Genomic DNA, 20834 nt, shown 5'->3' with positions numbered 1-20834 from the left:
TGCCGCCGGTGCGGTCCGTTCCCTCCCGGGGTCACGTCGCCTGTTCACCGGCACGGAGGCGGCGCGCTGAACCCTGCGCAGCTACCGAAGGAATTCACCTGATGAAGATCAACAACTTCGCCGCCACCTCGGCCCTGCTCGTCGTCGCCCTCGGCGTCGCCACCGGCACCGGCCACGCCGACGCGCCGACCGGGCCCGCCCCGGTCAACGTCTCCTACCAGGCGCAGGAGCGGAGCCTGACGCTCTCCACCGATATCGGTTCGCTGGAGGTCGCGAACGGTGTGCTGGCGATCAAGTCAACCGACGGCACGGTCATGGCGGGCGCTCCCCTCCGGGTGCGGGTGGACGACTTCGTCTTCCCCGTCGCCGCGGAGGTCTCCGGGCACAGCGCGACCCTGACGCCACAGATCGACCGCGAACATGCTGTCTACCAGCCCGTTTCGCTGCCGTTCGAGGACAAGGCCGAGTTCAAGAACGAGTACGAGCGGGAGAAGGCCGCCTGGTCCCGGATGACCTCCCGCATCGGCTTGGCGGGCACCCTGGCCGGGCTGACCACGACCGTGCTGGGCGGTCTCGTCGGCTGCGCCCTCGGCGCGGTCGCGGGCACGATCGCGACGGGTGTGGTGTTCACGCTGTTCGGTGGCGGCCCGATCGTCGGCTGCCTGGTCGGCGCGGCGGCGGGCGCGAGCCTGATCGGCATCGCGGGCACGGTGCTGATCACCGCCCCGGTGGCGGTGGCGTCGATCATCGACTACTTCAACACCATCAACGCACCGCTGCCCCAGCCCGCCGACTGAGACGAGCCCGACCCCGCCCGGCCACCGACCGGGCGGGGTTACCGCTCCTCGGTGGGGACACCCTCGGGCCACTGCTCGGCCAGTCGTACCGCGTCGGCGACCGCCAAGGGCGCGTCGCATCGGCGACCTCCCGCGCGTGATCGGCGATCAGCAGACGTCCCAGCAACACCGCGACCGCCGCCGCCAACAGCGCGACCGCTGTCGACCACCGCGTCAACCGGCCCGGTCCGCCGGTCAATTCTTCCCTAACCGGCGGTGACCCTACCCATCCGTCACGCGCTCGGCCGACCGCCACGATCTCGAGCCCGGGAAGCGCCGACGCCGATCGCCCCCGTACGCTGCGGATCTGTGAGTCATCCCATGCCGCCGCAGCAGCCGCAGTACCCGCCGCAGCAACCGTACGCACAGCAGCCCTACCCGCAGCAGCAGCCCGGGCCGCAGTTCCCGATTCTGGTCTCCACCATGAACGATGTGCCCGGTCAGGACATCGTGCAGGTTTTCGGGGAGGTGGCCGGGTTGACGGTGCGCAGTCGCAGTATCGGGTCGAATATCGGCGCGACCTTCCGCTCCCTGGGCGGCGGGGAGATTCACGAGTACACCCAGCTGCTGTACCAGTCCCGGCACGAGGCGATCATGCGCATGTGCCAGCACGCCATCTCGCTGGGCGCGAATGCCATTGTGGCCATGCGCTTCGACTGCAACGAGATCGCGGGCACCATGAGCGAGGTGGCGGCCTACGGTACGGCCGTGCGGATCCGGCCCGTCCAAGCCGCGCCGTAGCCAGCGCGCCGCCGCCCGGCAGCGGCGTAGATAGTTCATGCTTTTCTGTATACAGATTCTGATGTAGCGTCAGGGTTTATGGAGACCCTGCTGCACTCGGACGCGTTGGCTCGGTTCGGGCACGCGCTGTCCGACCCGACGCGTACCCGGATCCTGTTGAGCCTGCGGGACGGACCCGCCTATCCGTCGGAGATGGCGGAGCGGATCGGGGTGTCGCGGCAGATTCTGTCGAATCACCTTGCCTGCCTGCGGGGATGCGGGCTGGTGGTGGCGGTGCCCGAGGGTCGGCGTAATCGGTACGAGCTGGCCGACCGGCGTATCGCGGCCGCGCTGGGGGATCTGCTGGGTGTGGTGTTGGCGGTGGACCCCGCGTGCTGCCCCGCCGCCGAAGCCCAGGACTGCTGCTGAACACACGAGAGCGAGTGCGACGATGAGCGACGCGTGCTGCGGCATCGACGAAGGCCCCGGCGAACACGGGAACGCGGCCGCGCCGGACGCCGGAGACGAACGCCCGCAGCGGTTGTGGCAGGTGCGGGAACTCCGGCTGGCCGGTGTGGCGGGGGTGCTGCTGCTGGGCGGTTTCGCGGCGGGCTGGTCCGGCTTCGAGGCCGGGGCCACCGCGACGCACCTGGCAGCGGCGGCGGTCGGCGGGACGACCTTCGTACCGGGTGCGGTGCGGGCACTGCTGCGGCGGCGGATCGGCGTCGCCACGCTGATGACGATCGCATTGATCGGCGCGCTGGCGCTGGGGCAGTTCGCCGAGGCGGCGATGCTGGCGTTCCTGTTCTCCATCAGCGAAGCCCTGGAGGACTATTCGCTCGCGCGCACCCGCCAGGGGTTGCGGGCGCTGCTCACCCTGGTGCCGGACCGGGTGCGCGTGCTGCGCGACGGCCGCGAAGCCACCATCGAGCCCGGTGAACTGCTGGTCGGGGACCTGATGCTGGTGCGGGCGGGTGACCGGATCGCCAGCGACGGCATGGTGCGCGAAGGGCGTTCGAGTCTGGACACCGCCGCGGTGACCGGGGAGTCGGTGCCGGTGGAGGTCGGCCCGGGTGACGCGGTGTTCGCCGGGTCGATCAATGCCCGCGGCGCGCTGGTGGTGCGGGCGACCGCGACCGTGGCGGACAACTCGCTGGCCAAGGTCGTCCGCGTGGTCGAGGACGCCCAGCGGCGCAAGGGTTCCCGGCAGCGGCTGGCCGACCGGTTGGCCCGCCCGCTGGTGCCCGCGGTCATGGTGCTCGCCGCCGGAATCGCCGCGCTCGGCGGTGTTTTCGGCGATCCGGCGCTGTGGTTCGAACGTGCGCTGGTGGTGCTGGTCGCCGCCGCCCCGTGCGCCCTGGCCATTTCGGTGCCGGTCACCGTCATCGCCGCGGTCGGCGCCGCCACCCGGCTCGGGGTGCTGGTCAAGGGTGGCGCGGCGCTGGAAGCGCTGGGCGCGGTGCGCACGGTCGCGCTGGACAAGACCGGCACGCTGACCCGCAACCGGCCCACTGTCGTCGAGATCGTTCCCACCGCGGACCATTCTCCCGAACGGGTCCACGCGCTCGCCGCCGCGCTGGAGGCGCGCAGTGAACATCCGCTCGCCGCCGCGATTCTGGCCGACGCTCCCGCACCCGCCGCGCCCGCACGGGACGTCACCACCGTTCCCGGTGCGGGGATCGAGGGCATCGTGGACGGGCGGGCGGCCCGCCTCGGCAAGCCCGGCTGGATTCGTACCGGCGCACTCGCCGACCATGTCGATCGACTCCAAGACGCCGGTGTGACGGTCGCGCTGCTCGAATACGATCACGTCCTGATCGGACTGGTCGGCATCCGTGACGAACTGCGCCCCGAGGCCGCCGACACCGTCGCCGACCTCCACCGGGCCGGGGTGCGGGTGGCCATGCTGACCGGCGACAACGCCCGCACGGCGGCCGCGCTCGCCGCACGGGCGGGTATCGACGACGTCCATGCCGAGCTGCTTCCCACCGACAAGGCCGACCACATCGCCCGGCTGCGCCGGGAGCGCCCCGGCGCGGTCGCCATGGTCGGCGACGGCGTCAACGACGCCCCCGCGCTGGCCACCGCCGATATCGGAATCGCCATGGGCGCCATGGGAACCGATGTCGCCATCGAGACCGCCGATATCGCACTGCTCGGGCACGACCTGCGCCAACTGCCGCACGCCGTCCGGCACGCCCGCCGCGCCCGCGCGATCATGCTCCAGAACATGGGCCTGTCGGCCGCGATCGTGCTGTCGCTGGTCCCGCTCGCCGCCACCGGCGTCCTCGGCCTGGCCACCGTGGTCTTCATCCACGAACTCGCCGAGGTCTTCGTCATCGCCAACGGCATCCGCGCCGCCCGGCTGCGCCGTCGTGCCGACCTGCCAACCATGCAACCGGTCGGTACTCCCCCATCGTTCGACATCCGCGCCACACGACCGTCGGCAGCCACCCCGGCCTGTGACTGCTGCGCGGAACCCGCGCCCATCGGCCTCACGATTCGTCCGTCGGAACGAAAGGCAGCGCCGCCTCGGTGATTTCGTCTCCGCAATGACGACACCGGACCCGAACCCACCGCAGACCCGCGGGTGAACCGCGCTGCCGCCCAGCGCGGTTCGAACCTCAGTGGTTCGGTAACCGCGGGTGACGACGCGCGGGTGCCGGGCCGTGGGCGATGCCGAGCAGGGATGCGGCGCGGGAATGCAGGGAGCAGATCCCCGGATCGCAATCCCGGTGTAGGGCCAGCACGTTCGAGAGGTCCAGTCTGGTCAGGTTCTCCAATTCGACCGTGCAGTCGACGAGTTCGAGCGAGCGGGGCGCGAAGTACTCCATTGGCTCACCTTCGGTGATGCGTTCCGGTGGCACGGTGCCGACCGGCGGCGACGGGGACGAGGACCGCGTCGTCGTCCATCCACGTCTGTGTGTCGGGAGTACGGCGATCGTTCGTTACCGATGCCGCGGTGGACACGCGCGCGACGCGCCCGCGCGCCTGCCGACGCTGAGCTATTCGGCGGGCTTCTCGTTCTCCGGCGGGGTGGGCGGGACCTGGACGGGGCGCAGGCGAACCCAGGTGAAGAAGACGGCGGCGGCGATGAGCATGCCGATGCCGGTCCACTGGTTGATGTCGATGCCGCCGGTTTTGGCCTCCTGTTCGGCGGCGTCGTAGGTCAGGCCCGTCACCAGGACGATGAGGCCGTAGCAGGCGAGCAGTGCGCCGACGATGGTGCGGATATCGAACAGCATGGCGGGCCTTTCCTATCCGGCGGGGTCAGCCGACGAAGACATTGAGGGCGATGACGATGACCAGGGCGATACCGGCCAGCAGGACGGGCCGCTGATACCAGGGCAGCGTGTCCGATTCCGGGTCGGTACGCACCTCTTTGGGAGTCTCGGAGTAGACCAGGCCGACCAGTTCCGCCGCGGGCCTGGGCTGCGACACCTGGGTGACGACCACGCTCACCACGATATCCACCGCGAATGCCACGCCCGCCGCCACGAAACTCGAACCCTGCCCGGACAAATGGAAGACACCGGCCTCGTGCAGGATGAAAACGACGATGGCGGAGGCGGTTCCGGCCACCAGGCCCGCCCATCCGGCGGCCGGTGTCATGCGCTTCCAGAACATGCCCAAGATGAAGGTCGCGAACAGCGGTGCGTTGAAGAAGCTGAACAGCGTTTGCAGATAGTCCATCATATTGCCGAAATTCCCGGCGATGAACGCGGTGCCGATGGCGGCGACGGTCGCGCCGACGGTGGCCAGGCGGCCCACGCGCAGGTAGTACCCGTCCTCCCGGTCCTTGACCACGTACTGCTGCCACAGGTCGTAGCTGAACACGGTGTTGAACGCCGAGACATTGGCCGCCATACCGGCCATGAACGCCGCGAGGAGTCCGGCCAGCCCCACCCCCAGCAGCCCGTTGGGCAGCGTGTCCTTCATGAGGTACAGCAGCGCCTGGTTGTAGGTGGTGTCGCCCTGGTAGTCCGGATTCGCCGCGGTCTGCGCCTTGAGGTCGATGATCTGCGGCACCAGCACCGCGGAGATCATGCCCGGAATGACGACGATGAAGGGGATGAACATCTTCGGATACGCGCCGATGATCGGCGTGCGCCGCGCGGCGGAGATCGAGTGCGTCGCCATGGCGCGCTGCACCTCGACGAAATTGGTGGTCCAGTACCCGAACGACAGCACGAAGCCGAGGCCGAACACGATGCCGAGAATGGACATGAAGTTGTTAGCGAAGCCGGACAGCTCATTACCCGGCCACGCCTCGACCTGCTGCGCGCCGCCGGGACCGGCGATCACCTTGTCGCGCAGGCCATCCCAGCCGCCCACCTTGTGCAGACCGACCAGTGTCAGCGGCAGCAGGGCGGCCACGATCACGAAGAACTGCAGCACCTCGTTGTAGATGGCCGCCGACAACCCGCCCAGCGTGATGTAGGAGAGCACGATCACCGCGGCCGCCATCACCGACACCCACAGCGGCCAGCCCAGCAGCACATTGAGGATGGTGCCGAGCAGGTACAGGTTGACCCCGGCGATGAGCACCTGCGCCACCGCGAAGCTGAGCGCGTTGACCAGGTGCGCACCCGGTCCGAAGCGCCGCCGCATGAATTCCGGGACGCTGCGCACCTTGGAGCCGTAGTAGAACGGCATCATCACCACGCCCAGGAACAGCATGGCCGGCACCGCGCCGATCCAGAAGTAGTGCATGGTCGGCATGCCGTACTCCGCACCGTTGGCGGACATGCCCATGATCTCGACCGCGCCGAGATTGGCGGAGATGAAGGCCAGACCGGTCACCCAGGCGGGCAGCGAACGTCCGGACAGGAAAAAGTCGATACTCGACGAAACCCGCTGCCGGGCCAGCAGACCGATGCCGAGAACGAAGATGAAATACAGCGCTACCAGCGCGTAGTCGACGGGATCGGCATCCAGCCGCAATTGCCCGTCGGCGAGTACGGCGGTGAGGGGTTCGGCGGAACCGGCGACGTGGAACGGCATACAGCTCTCCTGACGAGACGATCGGGCGGAGACGAACAACCGTGCGGCGAATACTAACTGTCCAGTCCGTAGCGCCGGTGATGATCGTGTGGGACACGCCTGGCACCGGGTCACACGCCCGACCCTCGGCATCGAAACCTCACAGTGCAGCATGCACAGCGAACCTTGCGAAAAGCAGTCCTACGCGTTCGTCCAAGTCCGATACGGGAAGCTTGTTTTCGTGACATGATCGACTCTGCTACCCGGGACCGTATGGCCGTACACGGGGTTCACCTCACCCCCCAACGAGCCGCGCCCAGTGCGCACCGGGTGACCTCATGGCGGAGGAATCGCGGACCTACGATGAAGTGGCGGCTTCATCGGGGACGGAGCGGACAAAGGGGGCGGCTGGTGGGCAGGGAGGCAGGGCCAACGGAGAGGTCCGGTCGACTATTCGGATCCTGTTGGCGCACCGTGCTGTTCGGATTTCTGCTCTGCCTGCTGACCCTGCTGCTGCTTGTGGCTTCCCGCTCCTTCGGTGTGTTCACGCTCAGCGTTTCCGTCATCGCCAGCGTGACCATGATCGGGGTGGGGCTGCGCCGCTACGCACCCCCGCAGCCGCTGCCGTGGTATCTGCTCTCGATCTCCGCCGTGCAGTTCACCATCGGGGCGGTACTGCGCGATGTCACGCACTCGCAGACGCATCCGTTCGACGACCTGTTCACGCTCACCGGATACTGCGGTATCGGCGTGGCGGCGGTGCTGTGGCTGCGGCCCCGCAAGCGCAGCACCGATCACGATCTGCTGCTGGATTCCGCGCTCATCGGGTTGGGTGCGCTGCTGGCCTCGTGGACCTTCCTCATCTCGCCGATCCTGCACGCGGCCGAGCGGATCTCGTTCACCACGCTGACCGCCGCCACCTACCCGGTGGTGGACGCGCTCATGCTGACCGTGGTCGCGCATTCGGTGGTGACCTCGGCGCGTTCGGAATACTCCCTGCGTCTGGTGCACCTGGCCATGCTGATCATTCTGGCGGGCGATCTGGGCTACAACCTGGAGACGGCCGGATCGGCGGTGATCGAGCACGAGATCCTGCTGGTGCCACTGCAACTGGCGTACACGCTGATCGGGGTGGCGGCCCTGCACCCCACCATGGTCACGCTCGGGGAACCGCGGCGAATCCTGTCGCACCGGTCACGGCAGCGGGCCAGCATCATCGCCATCGTGCTCATCGTGGCGTCGCTGGTTCCGGTGGTGGGTTCGAGCCTGGATCCGGTGGACCGGCTGGTGGTGTCCTCGCTGTTCGCGCTGCTGCTGGCCGGAATGCTGCTGCGCAGTGAGCGTGCCATCGAACGCAGCGCGCGCAGTGAGCGGCGGGCGCAGTATCAGGCCGATCACGACATGCTGACCGGACTGCTCAATCGCGCGGCACTGCTGCGGGCGCTGCACCGCAATCGCGAGCGCTGGGGTGAGGCGCCGCTGGCGCTGCTGTTCATCGACCTGGACGGGTTCAAACGGGTCAACGACAACTACGGGCACGCGGTGGGTGACGAGTTGATCGCCAATGCGGCGGCGCGGATTCGACGCATCATCCGGCGCGACGACGCCGCCGCCCGCTACGGCGGTGATGAATTCGTGGTGCTCACTCCGGTGGGACGGCAGCAGGCCACCCTCCTGGCGGAGCGGCTGCTGGCCGCGCTCGGTGAGCCGTTCGAGCTCAGTGCGGCGGAGGTGCGGATCGCGGCCAGTATCGGTGTCGCGTGCAGCGGCGGACGGGGCAGTGACACCACTGTATACGACCTACTGCGCGAGGCGGATTCGGCCATGTACCAGGCCAAGGAGTTCTCGCTCGGCTACGTGTTCCAGGACGAGGCGCCCCCGGTCCAGCCCGCCGATCCACCGGCCTGGCAGCGGGAGACGGCGGTCTGAGCGGCCCCGCCCAGCCGGTCGCGCGGCGGCGCGACGGACCGGGCGGGACGGCAGGTCAGTTGCTGCCGAGCTCGTCGAGCAGGCGGCGGGCGTTCTCCAGTTCGGCCTGCAACTGTTCCACCTTGGCGCGCTGGGCGCCGCGCACCGCCTCGAGTACGGAGTCGACCACCTCGGCGACCTCCGGGTGCAGGATCTTGGCCGCTTGGGCTACCGACGAACTCGGCACCGAGAGACCGCGAATGGTGCGCTTCTTGCCGTTGACGACATCGAGGGTCCATTCACCGTCGGCGGTGCCGGAGAGGGTGACGGTCACCTCCGGGGCCTTGGCCTTGCGGGATGCGGCGGCGGCATTGCGGGCGGGGCGAGACCCGGCGGGCTTGGCCGCCTTGCCCGTGTCGTTGTTGGAGGTGGCGGCGGTGCCCGCGGGCTCCGGCGCCGAGCCGGGCTGCGCCGCTGCGGGATCGGGCGTGGGCGATGCGCTCGGCTGGGCCGATGGCATGGTCGCGGGCGACGACATCGTCACAGTGGAATCCTTCCTGGTTGCCGTTGTCGGTTTCGCTACAGGCGGTTTCGCGTCGGTCGTTGTCGCGGCGGCCGCGGCCTTGGCCGCGGTCGCCTTCTTCCCGGCCGCGGCGTCCTTCTGGGGCCGGGCCGGTTTGATCAGGGTGACCTCGGTGGGGCCGAAGGCCATCACATCTTTCGAGCCGGTCGGTTTTATCTGTAGGAAATCGCCCTCGGAGGGATCACCGAGTGCGAGCACCTTCCCGGACCGCCCCTCCGGCACCCCGACCGCCGCGGCCGTGAACCACACCATCGGCGGACGGCCGGCCTCGATATCCGTGGCGATCTGCCGAATCTCGCTATCCGACAAGGGCTGTGGCTTGGTGCGGCGGGACGACATGGGGCACTCCGAGCGGTGGTGGACACTTGCGTGCCCAAGAGCATGCACCATGGCACCGACAAATCCACAACGGAGAGTTCGGCCCGCTGCTGATCCTAAGCCCTGCGCGGCCCCCGCCGGGCGGGTTCGACCCGAGCCCGGAGCAGCCTCCCGGCAATCGGTACGCCGAGTTCAGAGCTGTTCCACATCCCGCAGCACGCACGCCACGGAATCCGGCCGCCGCACCGGATCGAGCCGGGTTTCGGTGGTGAAGTTCTCCGTTGCCCCCGGCTGCACCAGCACCTCGGTGCGGGTGCGCTCCAGTACGGTCGACTCCGGCGTGACGAAGCTGACCACGACCGCGTAGCGGTGCTCGACGTCATCGAGGTTGCTCACCACCCCCGCGGCCCGCCACCCGGCCGCCGTGCCCCCGCACTCGGTGACGAAGACACTGCGCTGCGCGTTCGACGCGTCCGTCGCGGCCGGTTCCGCACCGAACGCCTCGGTGGTGGTGTCGTCCCGATCAGCACATCCCGACGCCAGTACCGCACACGCACCTGCGACACCGGCCAACCACACGCGGCGGGCGATCATCGAATCTCCCTTTCCCCAGCACACTTCCGGCCCCCGAACCTCGGTTGCCGTCCATTAGCTGCGCGAAGAGTACCCCACCACACCGGCGTGTCGTCACATGACGCGTGGGTCGTGTCGCAATCACGCAATCGGCGCACGCGGACCCGCTACTATGGGCGAGTTTTCGCCAAGAGTTAGCTGTTGCAGTGTTCCGGTACCCGGCGGCAAAGGTGGCTCGTGAGCAATCCCCAGCGTCACAGGTTTCTGGCCAGCGGTCTCACCCTCGCGCTCGGAGTACTGGTCGGAGGCGGTTATCTGCTGTTCGACGTGATGCGGGTGCGACCACCCGGATCGACGTACACGGTGACCATCCAATTGGACCGGTCAGGCGGTTTGCAGGCGGGTAACAATGTCACCTGGCGCGGCTACCGGATCGGCGAGATCACGGCCGTCGAACTCACCGACGCCGGTGCCGCGGTGGCGGTGCGCGCGGAAGTCGACAACCGATACCGGATTCCGAAGGATACGGCCGTCCAGGTGCACGCGCTGTCCGCTGCCGGCGAGCAGTACATCGACTTCGTGCCCAATACCGATCGGGGTCCCTACCTCGACGACGGCGCGGTGGTGCCGTTCGACGCCGCCCGCACCTCCACCCCGGTGCCGCTCTCGGAGGTCCTGATCGACTCCAGCGAGCTCATCGCCCAGATCGATCCCGACAAGTTCGCCGTCATCCTGGACGAACTCGATATCGCGCTCAGCGGCGGACCGGACCAGTTCCGCGCCTTCGTGAACGGCATCAGCCTGGCCGTGGCCGGGTTGGACAATCTGCTGCCGCAGACCACCAATCTCATCACCAGCCTGCGCACCATCGCCGCCACCACCTCCCAGGCCCAACCGGATCTGGGCACGCTGACCCGCAGTTCGCGCATTCTCATCGATCAGGTCACCGCCGCCGACGCCGAGATCCGGGCACTGCTCGACGACGCGCCGGGCATGATCGACGTGGCGGCGCGGACGCTGGACCGCAATGCCGACCCCATCACCAGCCTGGCGACCAATCTCAGCGCCGTGGTCCGCGCGGCCCAACTGCGTATTCCGGCCCTGCGGGCGCTGTTCCCGTCGCTGCTGATCGGCACCTCCGCCATGGGCGTGCCCGCGCACGACGGTGAGTTCTACACCATCGTCGACATCTGGCCGCGCCCGTTCTGCCAGTACCCGACCAAGCAGACCCCCCAGTACGTGGTGCAGGACGGTACCTTCCGCCGCTGGAACTACTGCGTGAATCCGCCCGCCGAACAACAGATTCGCGGCTCGGGCAATGCGCCGCGGCCGAATGTGCCCGACAATGGCGCGAATCAGCCCACGGGGGTGGATCCGAACGAACGGACGCTGCCGCCGGTGCGCTGACCCGGCACGCTGCCCGGAATTCCCGGCGGGAATTGTGCAACCGACAAGACCGGCCGCACGGGTATTCCACCGAGCGGATCGGCGTCCATATCGTGGGCGAATGAACGCGATTCGTACCAGACAGCACGATGCCGTCCTCACCGTGGAACTGGATAATCCGCCCTACAACTTCCTCACCGGCGAGATGATGCGCGACCTGGAAGCACTGCTGCACCGGCTGGCCGACGACGAGACGGTGCGGGCGGTCGTGGTGACCAGCGCGCTGCCCGGGGTGTTCGTGAGCCACTACGACGTGGCCGAGATTCTCGCCGGGGCCGAGGCCAGCCCGCTGCCGCTGAGTCCGGCGCTGGCCGGTGCGGCATTGCGAACCACGGGCGCGGCCAGTCATCTGCCCGGGGCGCAGGCGGTGCTCGGGCGCGGGATGACCGCCGGGCTCACCGATATCCTGCGCTATCACGAGGTGTGCCGCCTGATGCGGCGATCGGACAAGGTCTTCGTCGCCGCGGTGAACGGCCACGCCATGGGCGGCGGCTGCGAACTCGTCCTGTCCTGCGATATCCGGCTGATGGCCGACGGGCCGTACCGCATCGGGCAGCCGGAAATCCTGGTCGGGCTGATTCCGGGCGGCGGCGGCACCCAGTTGCTCACCCGCTCGCTCGGCGCGGCGCGGGCGCTGGAACTGTGTCTGGAGGGCGCGCCGATCGACGCCGCCACCGCGCGGGATATCGGGCTGGTGAACCGGCTGGTCGATCCGGATCGGCTGCTCGCGGAGGCGCTCGATACCGCCCGGCGGTTGGCGCGGCGCTCCCCCGTGGCCGTCGCCGCCGTCAAACGCGCTGTGCACGAGGGCGGTTCGGCCGGGCTGGAGGCCGGACTGCATGTGGAGCGGGCCGGATTCCTCGCCGCCGCCTCGCAGCCGCAGACGCGGGACGCCATGCGCGCCTATCTCGCCGATGTGCGGCGCAACGAGGCGGCGGGGAAGGATCTCACCGCGTTCATCGAGGAGCGGCTGCCGGATTGGCATCGGGGTACGGCCGGGGAATCCTAGGACGGCGCGGGTGAATTCGCCGGGGGTGGCCGTGACTGTTGGATTCCGCACACTTCCTACCAAGCAAACGCTTGGCTGCTAACGTCGGAGGGGCAGGAGGACGGTGACGGACATCGATCGCAGCGCGGCGACGATGGAGCGCCGCAGCGCCCTACCGGTCCGCGTGGACGCGGCCGATCGGGGACTATCAATGGGGATGTACCGGGGGCAATTCAATTCCGCCCGAGGCTTTTTCGAGCATGGGCGCAGGCCGTCTCGCGCCGCCCGTCCACCGCCAGTGCGAGAGACAGGAATGGGTACATGAGCACCACCACGCAGGTTCCGGATCCGAATCACCCGCTGCTGCCCCTGGCGCGGGCCTACACGAGTTATTTCACCCCGAAGGTGAGCGGGCTGGAGAATCTGCCTGCCTCGGGCCCGGCGCTGGTCATCGGCAATCACTCCTCCATCTACTGGGCGCCCGAGGTGTGGATCACCTTCATGGCCATGATGGAGCGTCGCCCCACCGAGCCGACCTTCGGGGTCGCGCACGAAATTCTTTTGCGCGCACCGTTTCTCGGTGACAGTCTGCGGCAGTTCGGCGTGATTCCCGCGTCCCAGGAGGCAGCCGCGGCCGGACTCAAGGACGGTGGCGCGGTCATGGTGTATCCCGGTGGCGACTGGGAGGCGTGCCGTCCCTGGACCGAGCGCGGCAAGATCGATTTCGCCGGGCGCAAGGGATTCATCCGGCTGGCCCTGAAACTGGGAGTGCCGGTCATCCCCGCGGTCGCCAACGGCGGCCACGATTCCATCTTCATCCTCAGCCGCGGCGAACGCACCGCCAAGCTCTTGCAGCTCGACAAGCTGTTCCGCGCCAAGGTGTTCCCCTACACCGTCGGCCTCCCCTTCGGCGTCGCCCCGGTGATCCCGCAGATACCTCTCCCCGCCACGGTCGACGTCAGCTTCCTCCCACCCCTGGACTGGTCCACCGAACCCGGTGACCCCGAGGACACAGCCGCGGTGGCCGCCCACTACGAATCAACAGTGCGCACCATGCAAACCGAACTCGACCGCCTCCGAGCCGAAACCCCCAACCCGGTGTCCGCGGGTATCAAGAACCACCTCGCGGCCCTCCCCGGACCGCTGTCCGGCTTGGCGAACCTCCTGTAGGACGACATACCGCCCGACGGACAGCCGTGGCCCGGAGAGACCTCCTACTCTCCGGGCCGCACCCCAACCGTCCGGGCCACACTCACCCGCCCCTCGGGCCGCGCTCACCCGCCTCTCCGGGCCACGCTCTCGCGCTTCCTCAGCACGCTCGCAGGCCGCACCGGCTACGGCGCACAGCGGAATCTTCGGCGGCGCAAGCGGCACCGGCTACGGCGCTGGTTCACATCGGCTGCGGCACAAGGCGTGGACCGCGGGGCTCGACGCATCGGCTACGGCGCAGGCCACACCGGCTACGGCGCTGGAGCGCAACAGCCACGACTCCAGCCGCATCGGCTACGACGCTGGGGCGCATCAGTTGCGGCACAAGGCGTGGACTGCGGCGCTCGACGCATCAGCCGCAGCTCCGGCCGCATCGGCTACGGCGCTGGATCGCATCAGTTGCGGCACAGGGCATGGACTGTGCCGCTCGACGCACCGGCTACAGCGCAGGCCACACCGGCTACAGCGCTGGATCGCATCAGCTGCGGCACAGGGCATGGACTGCGGGACTCGATACGGCGACCAGGGCGCTGACCGCACCGGCGAGATGCGACGAACCATATCGGCTGTGGCGCTCGACGTATCGGCGAAGCGCGAGCCCGTATCGGCCATGGCGCGAGTCGGTGTCGGCTGGCGCGAGGAGTCGGTGTCGGCTGTGGAAAGGGCGGGCAGATCGGCGGGGTTAGCCGCGCACGTCCACCACGAGGGCGGTGGCGTTGTCGGTGCCGCCGGAGGTGAGGGCGGTTTCCACCAGGGAGTCGGCGGTGAGGCCGGGGGTGGTGGGGTGGGTGAGCAGGGCTTTGACGGTGGCGATGTCCAGGGGCTTGTGGACGCCGTCGGTGGTGAGGAGGAAGCGGCCGGTGCTGGAGCCGGTGGCGGCCTGGCCGATGTCCTCGGCGCGCGCGGTGCGGGCGGAGGTGGTGACCAGGTGGCCCATACCGGGCAGGGGTTCGTGGCCGCGCAGGCGGAAGTATTCTGCGACGGTGTGGTCGGTGGTGATCTGGTGCAGGACACGGCCGTTCCAGCGGTAGACGCGGCAGTCGCCGACCCAGGCGATATCGCACGGGCCGTCGGGGCGACCGTCGGCGGGCAGCACCGCGACCGCCAGCACGCTGTCACCGCCGGACTCGGGTAGCTCGCGTTCCAGTTCGGTTCGGGCGGCGAGGATTCCGGCGCGCGCCCCCTCGGTGACCGCCACCCGCGCCGCCGTGCGGGCCACGATGCGGGCCGCCCGGGCCGCACCCAGATGGTCGCCGACGCCGTCCGCCACCACCACCGCGGTGCGCCCGACCCGACGATCGGTCACCGTGGCGACCGCATCGGCGTTGATCTCGCGCCGTCCGCGCTTGCTGACCGCCTCCCCCGCGACCCGCACCGCCCGCCCCTCCCCGTCCGGACCTACCGACGTGACGGCTCCGACCTCGATGGCTGCGCTGTGCATGGCCCGACCTCCTCGGACTCGCGGGTGCTGCCGATCAGCACAACCCATAGTCAACAGCCTCGAGCCGTGTTCCGCGCCAGAATTACCTGTGTAGTTGCTATGTGATCGGATTGTCACCTAACCGGTCGTCGGTCGGCTGACCTGCTGCGGAGCCGTTATCGAGCGCGCGCAGCCGGGCCCGCAGGATCGGGCCGAGTTCGGCTGCCTTGTCGGCGCTCAACATTCCGGTATGCCAGGCGTCAACGGGGATTTCCTCGATACGGCCGGTGATGTACCGCCGCCAGGTCGCGGTGAACCCGTCCCGGTTCGGCTCGCGGGCGGAGGTGAACAGCAGGGCGTCGCCGGTGAAGTGGCGCGGGTCGTAGGGCAGCGGTTGGGAGAAGCTCTCCAGGACGCGTTCCACCTGCGGTGCCGTCAGGATGCCGGCGCGGCTGATCCGATCGGAGACCAGGGCGTAGAAGTCCTCGACCCGGTCGATGTCGGGAATGTCGGACAGGCCGAGTGCCTCTCGCCAGCCGCCGAGAATCCGGCCGACGGTCTCGGCCACCTCGCGCGGTCCCGGTTCCGGCAGTTCGACGGGTTCGGTGGTGATACCGGCGTCCACCAGGGCGAGCAGGCCGACCGGGTGGCCGAGTTCCTGCAGCCGGGCGGCCATGGCGTGGGCGATCTGGCCGCCCAGGGACCAGCCCAGCAGGTGGTAGGTGGTGTCCGGGAACCGCTCGAGGAGTTCGCGCACATACCGATCGGCGTATGCGCCAACGGATTCCAGCCGAGGTTCGTCGGCGACGATGTAGGGATCCTGGAGGCCGTGGACGGGGCGGTCCGGCTCGAGGTGACCGACCAGTGCGCCGTACACCCAGGCCAGGCCGCCGCCGGGATGCACGCAGAACAGCGGCGGGCGGGTGCCCGCGGAGCGCAGGGGGGTCAGGACGCCGAGCGAGAGGTTCATGGTGTCCGCGCCGCTGTCGAGGGCGTGTGCGAGTGCGGCCGGGCTGGCGTCGGAGAAGAGGTGGCCGTACCGCAACTGCCTGCCGGTACGCGACCGCAGCAGCGTGACGACCCGCACCGCGCTGAGCGAGTTCCCGCCGAGTGCGAAGAAGTCGTCGTCCGCGCCCACCCGGTCGACCCCGAGCACTTCGGCGAACACCGCCGCGACCAGCCGCTCGGTGGCGGTGACCGGTGCGCGGAAGGTACGTGCCGCGATGACCGGTTCCGGCAGCGCGCGGCGGTCGACCTTGCCGCTGGCGGTCATCGGCAGGGCGGTGAGCGCCATGACGGTATCGGGCACCAGGTAGCCGGGCAGACGCCGGCCCAGCTCCCGGCGCACCCGATCCGGGTCCACGGTGTGCTCCGGCCGCGCCGTCACATAGGCCACCAGGCGCGCCCCGGTGGCGTCATCGGGGGTGTGCACGACGACGGTCGCCTGCTCGATGGAGTCCAGTTCGGTCAGCGCCGCTTCGACCTCGCCGAGTTCCAGCCGTTGGCCGCGCACCTTCACCTGGAAGTCGGCGCGGCCCACGAAGGTCAGTACTCCCCGTCCACCGACGTGGTCGGGTCCTCCGGCACCGCGCCCAGCAGTTGTCCCCGGACTCGCTCCGGGCCGAACCGGGCCGGAGGCGCCCGGCCCTTGCCGGAACTCGGGTACGGCCGAGTCGAATCCGCCGACCCCGACACAGGTGTCGCCGGTCGTCCAGCGCACCAGGTCGCCGGTGCGGTACAGACGCGCGCCGGGTGGGCCGTAGGGGTCGGCGACGAATCGGGCCGCGGTGGCGGCGGCGCGACCTCGATAACCGCGTGCCACACCGGGTCCCGCGATGTACAGCTCGCCCACCACGCCCGCAGGCACCGGGCGCAGCCAGCCGTCGAGCACCGTGACCGCGGCTCCGGGGATCGCCGAACCGAGGGTGACCGGGGTGTCGGGCAGCAGTTCGGCGCTGGCGGTCGCCCAGATCGTCGTTTCGGCGGGGCCGTAGAGGTTGTGCACGCGCCGCCGCCGCGCCGTATCGGTGCGCGACCAGCGCGACACCAGTCGGGACGGGCACCGGTCCCCGCCGGTGAGCACCACCCGCAGGTCGTCGAGTCCGTCCGGGTCCACCGAGAGCGCCACCGCGGGTGTCAGGAAGGCGTGGGTGACGCGCTGTGCGCGCAGCACCTGCGCGAGCGGCTCGCCGCCGAACGCGTCCGGGGGCGCGACGACCAGTGCGGCGCTGCCCGACAGCGCCAGCAGCAGTTCGAGCACGGCGGCGTCGAATGTCCGTGCCGCCACGGCAACTACGCGCGAGTCCGGGTCGACATCGTATTCGCGCTGGTCCGTCGCCACCAGGGCGCCCAGACCGGAATGCGGGACCGCCACCCCCTTCGGGCGGCCGGTGGAGCCCGAGGTGTACACGACGTAGGCCGTCGTGGTCGGCAACAGCAGTCCGCGACGATCCGTATCGGATACCGCGGTCGCGTCGAACCGCGTCAGGTCGATCGCGTCGAGACGGAGCGTCGGTACACCGGGCACCTCGAAGCCCAGGTCGTGCACCGCGAGCAGACAGCGCGCTTCGGAATCGGTGCAGACGAACAGGTTTCGTTCCGCGGGGTGCGCGGGATCCACCGACACGAAGGCCGCCCCGGCCTTGGCGACGGCCCAGACGGCCAGCACCCAGTCCAGTGAGCGCGCGATGCCGATAGCGACCACCGATTCGGGCCCGATGCCGTGCCCGATCAGGCAGCGCGCCAACCGGTTCGAGCGCTCGTCCAGCTCGCGGTAGGACAGTCGCCGGTCACCGTCGACGACCGCGTCGCCCTCGGGATGGCCCGCCACGGCCATCTCCAGCAGCTCCGGCATCGTGATCGTGGCGAGTTCGAGGTCGGGGCCGTGCCCGTATTCGGCCAGGAGGCGCTGCCGCTCCGCGATGCCGAGGATGTCGATATCCCGCACGGGCACGGCGGGATTCGCGGTGATGGCGCGCAACACCCGCAGCAGGCGTTCGGCGACGTCGGCGACCGTCCGCGCGTCGAAGAGGTCGATGGCATAGCCGATGTGCACTCCGAGCGCGCCGTCGGCGTCGGCGATATCGGTCAGGGTGAAGGTCAGGTCGAACCGTTCGATGCCGGTGTCGGTCCCGACGGGCGTCACCGACACCTCCGGCAACTCTACCCCGGCCGGATCGAGGTTCTGGAAGGCCAGCATCACCTGGAACAGTGGGTGATGGGCCTGGGTCCGAGGCGGATCCAGCGCCTCCACCACCTGCTCGAAGGGAATCTCCGCGTGCGCGAAGGCATCCAGGTCGACGCCACGAACCTCGGACAGCAGTTCGGTGAAGGGCACCGACTCGTCCACGCGGGTGCGCAGCACGAGCGTATTGACGAACATGCCCACCAGATCGTCGAGTTCGGCCGCGCCGCGCCCCGCGACCGGTGTGCCCACGGCGATGTCGGCGCTGTTCGACAACCGCGCCAGCAGCACCGCCAGGGCCGCATGGAACACCATGAACGTGGTCACCCCGCGCGTGCGCGCCAGCTCCCGCACAGCGGTGACCACCGCCGGGTCCACGGTGAACCGATGGGTGGCTCCCCGATGGGAGGCCACGGCCGGGCGCGGGCGGTCGACGGGCAGGTCCAGGACCTCCGGCAGACCGCGCAGCCGCTCGGTCCAGAAGTCGAGTTGCCGCGACAGCGGTGCGTCCGGGTCGTCCGCCGTGCCCAGCGATTCGCGCTGCCACAGGGTGTAGTCGGCGTACTGCACCGGCAGCGGGGCCCACTCCGGTCGCCGCCCGACGCAGCGCGCGGCGTAGGCGGCGGCCAGGTCTCGCGCCAGCGGGGCCATGGAGAAGCCGTCCGCGGCGATATGATGCACCACCCACACCAGCACGTACTCTTCGGGACCGGTCGACAGCAGTCGCACCCGCAGCGGAACGCGCTGCGCCACATCGAATCCCACCGATGCCGCGGCGGCGACCGCGGCAGTCACGGCGGTGGGTTCCGCCGGTCGCGGCGTCAGGTCGATGTCCGCCACGGCGGGCAGCTCCTCGACCGGGACGACCACTTGGAACGGCACACCGTCCACATCCGGGTACCGCGTGCGCAGCACCTCGTGGCGGCCCAGCACATCCCGGACGGCGGCCGCGAGCGCCGGCACGCGCACCGCGCCGGACAGCCGCAGCGCCAACGGGATGCTGTAGGCCGCGGATTCGGGGGCGTACCGGTTGACGAACCACATGCGCTGCTGCGCGAACGACAGCGGCACCCGCTCCGGCCGCACCCGCGCGGCGATCCGCGGCGTGTCCACCGTCGCAGCGCTGGTGCGGGTGTCGAGCAGCGCCGCCAGCTCCGCGACCACCGGCCGCTCGAACACGTCGCGTACGCCGACGCCGAGACCGGTCTCGTCGGCCAGTCGCGCCGACAGCCGGGTCGCCGACAGCGAATTGCCGCCCAGGGCGAAGAAGTCGTCGTGGCGGCCGATCCGCTCGGCGTCGAGCACGGCCGCGAACACGCGGGCCACCAGCTCTTCGGTGCGGGTGACCGGCGCGCGGTACTCCGCCCGCTCCCACACCGGTTCGGGCAGGGCCGCCTTGTCGACTTTGCCGTGCACCGTGACCGGCAGCCGATCCAGCACCGTGACCGCGTCCGGCACCATATAGCCGGGCAGGCGCTGGCCCAGCGCGCGCCGCACCGTCGCCGGGTCGGGCCGGTGTCCCGGCGCGGCGACCACGTAGGCCACCAGGCGCGCACCGGCACCGCCGTTCGGGGTGTGCACGACGACGGCGGCCTGTTCGACGTCCGCCAGTTCGGTGAGGGCGCTTTCGACCTCACCGGGCTCCATCCGCTGACCGCGCACCTTCACCTGGAAGTCGACCCGGCCCACGAATTCCAGTACGCCGGAGCCGGATTCCGTGTCCGGCAGCCACCGCACCAGGTCGCCGGTGCGGTAGAGACGCTCCCCCGCCGTTCCGAACGGGTCGGCGACGAAGCGCGCGGCGGTCAGGCCCGCACGGCCTCGGTAGCCCCGCGCCACGCCGGGTCCGGAGACGTACAGTTCACCCGCCACCCCGGCGGGCACCGGCCGCAACCACGAATCCAGCACCACCACACCCATGCCCGGGATCGGCCCGCCGATCACCACCGGGCGACCGGGTGTCAGTTCGGCGCCCGTCACCCAGACGGTCGCCTCGGCCGGACCGTACAGATTGCGCACCGTGCGCCGACCCGCGGTATCGGTGCGCGACCAGCGCGACACCAGCTGTGGCGCACAGCGATCACCGCCGGTCATGACCATGCGCAGCTCATCCAGGCCCTCCGTTTCCACGGTCAGCGCCACCGCGGGCGTCATGAACGCGTGCGTGATGCGCGCGGTGTGCAGCAGCGCGGCCAGCGCCGGGCCGCCGTACACGTCGTCGGGTGCGATCACCAGCAGCGCGCCGCCCGAGACCGCCGACAGGAATTCGAGGACGGCCGCGTCGAAGGTTCGCGCGGCGACCGCCAGCACCCGCGAATCGGGCCGTACCTCGTGGTCACGGAGCTGCGCGGCGGCCAGGGCCGCGAGTCCGGCATGGGTGACCTGCACGCCCTTGGGGCGGCCGGTGGATCCGGAGGTGTAGATGAGGTAGGCGGTGTTGCCGGGCCGAATGCCGCGGTGGCGGTCGGCGTCGGCGACCGGCGTGGGCGCGCACGACGCGATCGCGTCCGCGCTGCCCGGATCGTCCAGCACCAGCCAGGCCACGCCGTCGCGCGGCAGTGCCGCCGCATGGGCTTCGGTCGTGATCCCCATGTGCACAATGGAATCCGCACAGACGAACCGATTGCGGTCGAGCGGGTGACCGGGGTCCAGCGAGAGGAACGCGG

Annotated in this window: 15 protein-coding genes (1 of these 15 cut by a window edge); 8 read left to right on the top strand and 7 right to left on the bottom strand. The window is 69.9% G+C overall.

From position 1 onward, the window contains the following. The first annotated feature begins 101 nt into the window (after positions 1-101). The 4 genes from ON31_RS04565 to ON31_RS04550 all read left to right on the top strand — a co-directional run bounded on the left by ON31_RS04565 (position 102) and on the right by ON31_RS04550 (position 4095). Positions 102-797: a DUF8020 domain-containing protein gene (locus tag ON31_RS04565; RefSeq protein WP_039809534.1), complete on the top strand. Its 696-nt coding sequence runs from the start codon at positions 102-104 to the stop codon at positions 795-797. A gap of 447 nt (positions 798-1244) precedes the next feature. Next, positions 1245-1577, top strand: coding sequence for a YbjQ family protein (locus ON31_RS04560; RefSeq protein WP_039809584.1), 333 nt, complete (start codon positions 1245-1247; stop codon positions 1575-1577). 78 nt (positions 1578-1655) lie between these two features. Next, on the top strand, positions 1656-1985 hold the full coding sequence (locus ON31_RS04555; RefSeq protein WP_029931816.1) for an ArsR/SmtB family transcription factor: 330 nt from the start codon (positions 1656-1658) through the stop codon (positions 1983-1985). A gap of 22 nt (positions 1986-2007) precedes the next feature. Then, on the top strand, positions 2008-4095 hold the full coding sequence (locus tag ON31_RS04550) for a heavy metal translocating P-type ATPase (protein WP_063821432.1): 2088 nt from the start codon (positions 2008-2010) through the stop codon (positions 4093-4095). An 85-nt stretch (positions 4096-4180) separates the two neighbouring features. Here the strand turns inward: ON31_RS04550 and ON31_RS04545 are convergent, their stop codons facing one another. The 3 genes from ON31_RS04545 to ON31_RS04535 all read right to left on the bottom strand — a co-directional run bounded on the left by ON31_RS04545 (position 4181) and on the right by ON31_RS04535 (position 6560). Then, entirely contained in the window at positions 4181-4390 is a 210-nt protein-coding gene (locus ON31_RS04545) for a hypothetical protein (protein WP_039809530.1), read from the bottom strand. Positions 4391-4561: 171 nt separating this feature from the next. After that, a complete protein-coding gene (locus ON31_RS04540) occupies positions 4562-4801 on the bottom strand; it encodes a hypothetical protein (RefSeq protein ID WP_039809528.1) in 240 nt (79 codons plus the stop codon). A 25-nt stretch (positions 4802-4826) separates the two neighbouring features. After that, entirely contained in the window at positions 4827-6560 is a 1734-nt protein-coding gene (locus ON31_RS04535; RefSeq protein WP_051036857.1) for a sodium:solute symporter family protein, read from the bottom strand. Positions 6561-7013: 453 nt separating this feature from the next. Here ON31_RS04535 and ON31_RS04530 point away from each other — a divergent pair, with 453 nt between their 5' ends. Beyond that, positions 7014-8468 (top strand): GGDEF domain-containing protein, encoded by a 1455-nt coding sequence (locus ON31_RS04530; protein WP_051036856.1) that lies wholly within the window; start codon positions 7014-7016, stop codon positions 8466-8468. A gap of 55 nt (positions 8469-8523) precedes the next feature. On the opposite strand, the gene ON31_RS04525 is transcribed toward ON31_RS04530, so the two are convergent. Together ON31_RS04525 and ON31_RS04520 are read right to left on the bottom strand one after the other, a co-directional pair. After that, positions 8524-9369, bottom strand: a complete 846-nt coding sequence (locus ON31_RS04525; RefSeq protein ID WP_039809526.1) for a DUF6319 family protein — start codon at positions 9367-9369, stop codon at positions 8524-8526. A gap of 171 nt (positions 9370-9540) precedes the next feature. Next, complete coding sequence (locus ON31_RS04520) at positions 9541-9942, bottom strand: hypothetical protein (RefSeq protein ID WP_039809525.1); 402 nt, start codon at positions 9940-9942, stop codon at positions 9541-9543. A 216-nt stretch (positions 9943-10158) separates the two neighbouring features. Here ON31_RS04520 and ON31_RS04515 point away from each other — a divergent pair, with 216 nt between their 5' ends. The 3 genes from ON31_RS04515 (at position 10159) to ON31_RS04505 (ending at position 13525) form a co-directional block, all read left to right on the top strand. Beyond that, positions 10159-11328 (top strand): MCE family protein, encoded by a 1170-nt coding sequence (locus tag ON31_RS04515; protein WP_039809523.1) that lies wholly within the window; start codon positions 10159-10161, stop codon positions 11326-11328. A 100-nt stretch (positions 11329-11428) separates the two neighbouring features. Continuing rightward, positions 11429-12376, top strand: a complete 948-nt coding sequence (locus tag ON31_RS04510; RefSeq protein ID WP_039809521.1) for an enoyl-CoA hydratase/isomerase family protein — start codon at positions 11429-11431, stop codon at positions 12374-12376. Positions 12377-12676: 300 nt separating this feature from the next. Next, a complete protein-coding gene (locus ON31_RS04505) occupies positions 12677-13525 on the top strand; it encodes a lysophospholipid acyltransferase family protein (protein ID WP_051036855.1) in 849 nt (282 codons plus the stop codon). A 721-nt stretch (positions 13526-14246) separates the two neighbouring features. Here the strand turns inward: ON31_RS04505 and ON31_RS04500 are convergent. Beyond that, positions 14247-15005 (bottom strand): PP2C family protein-serine/threonine phosphatase, encoded by a 759-nt coding sequence (locus ON31_RS04500; protein WP_081592221.1) that lies wholly within the window; start codon positions 15003-15005, stop codon positions 14247-14249. A 97-nt stretch (positions 15006-15102) separates the two neighbouring features. Beyond that, positions 15103-20834, bottom strand: partial view of a non-ribosomal peptide synthase/polyketide synthase gene (locus tag ON31_RS04495; RefSeq protein WP_039809518.1) — the 3' end only. Its footprint extends 22819 nt past the window's final position; the window shows 5732 of its 28551 coding nt (coding positions 22820-28551); the start codon falls outside the window, past its right edge — the gene reads right to left on this strand; it ends in the stop codon at positions 15103-15105.

It is taken from the genome of Nocardia otitidiscaviarum NBRC 14405 (assembly GCF_000308635.1).
GTDB lineage: Bacteria > Actinomycetota > Actinomycetes > Mycobacteriales > Mycobacteriaceae > Nocardia > Nocardia otitidiscaviarum.
The sequence above is the reverse complement of the archived record's forward strand: the minus strand, read 5'-3'. Positions and strand labels throughout refer to the sequence as shown.

Excerpts from the sequence above, each read along its gene's own strand:
- ON31_RS04565 (WP_039809534.1), top strand. The coding sequence starts at position 102 with ATGAAGATCAACAACTTCGCCGCCACCTCGGCCCTGCTCGTCGTCGCC.
- ON31_RS04555 (WP_029931816.1), top strand. The coding sequence starts at position 1,656 with ATGGAGACCCTGCTGCACTCGGACGCGTTGGCTCGGTTCGGGCACGCG.
- ON31_RS04550 (WP_063821432.1), top strand. The coding sequence starts at position 2,008 with ATGAGCGACGCGTGCTGCGGCATCGACGAAGGCCCCGGCGAACACGGG.
- ON31_RS04545 (WP_039809530.1), bottom strand. The coding sequence starts at position 4,390 with ATGGAGTACTTCGCGCCCCGCTCGCTCGAACTCGTCGACTGCACGGTC.
- ON31_RS04540 (WP_039809528.1), bottom strand. The coding sequence starts at position 4,801 with ATGCTGTTCGATATCCGCACCATCGTCGGCGCACTGCTCGCCTGCTAC.
- ON31_RS04535 (WP_051036857.1), bottom strand. The coding sequence starts at position 6,560 with ATGCCGTTCCACGTCGCCGGTTCCGCCGAACCCCTCACCGCCGTACTC.
- ON31_RS04525 (WP_039809526.1), bottom strand. The coding sequence starts at position 9,369 with ATGTCGTCCCGCCGCACCAAGCCACAGCCCTTGTCGGATAGCGAGATT.
- ON31_RS04520 (WP_039809525.1), bottom strand. The coding sequence starts at position 9,942 with ATGATCGCCCGCCGCGTGTGGTTGGCCGGTGTCGCAGGTGCGTGTGCG.
- ON31_RS04510 (WP_039809521.1), top strand. The coding sequence starts at position 11,429 with ATGAACGCGATTCGTACCAGACAGCACGATGCCGTCCTCACCGTGGAA.
- ON31_RS04505 (WP_051036855.1), top strand. The coding sequence starts at position 12,677 with ATGAGCACCACCACGCAGGTTCCGGATCCGAATCACCCGCTGCTGCCC.
- ON31_RS04500 (WP_081592221.1), bottom strand. The coding sequence starts at position 15,005 with ATGCACAGCGCAGCCATCGAGGTCGGAGCCGTCACGTCGGTAGGTCCG.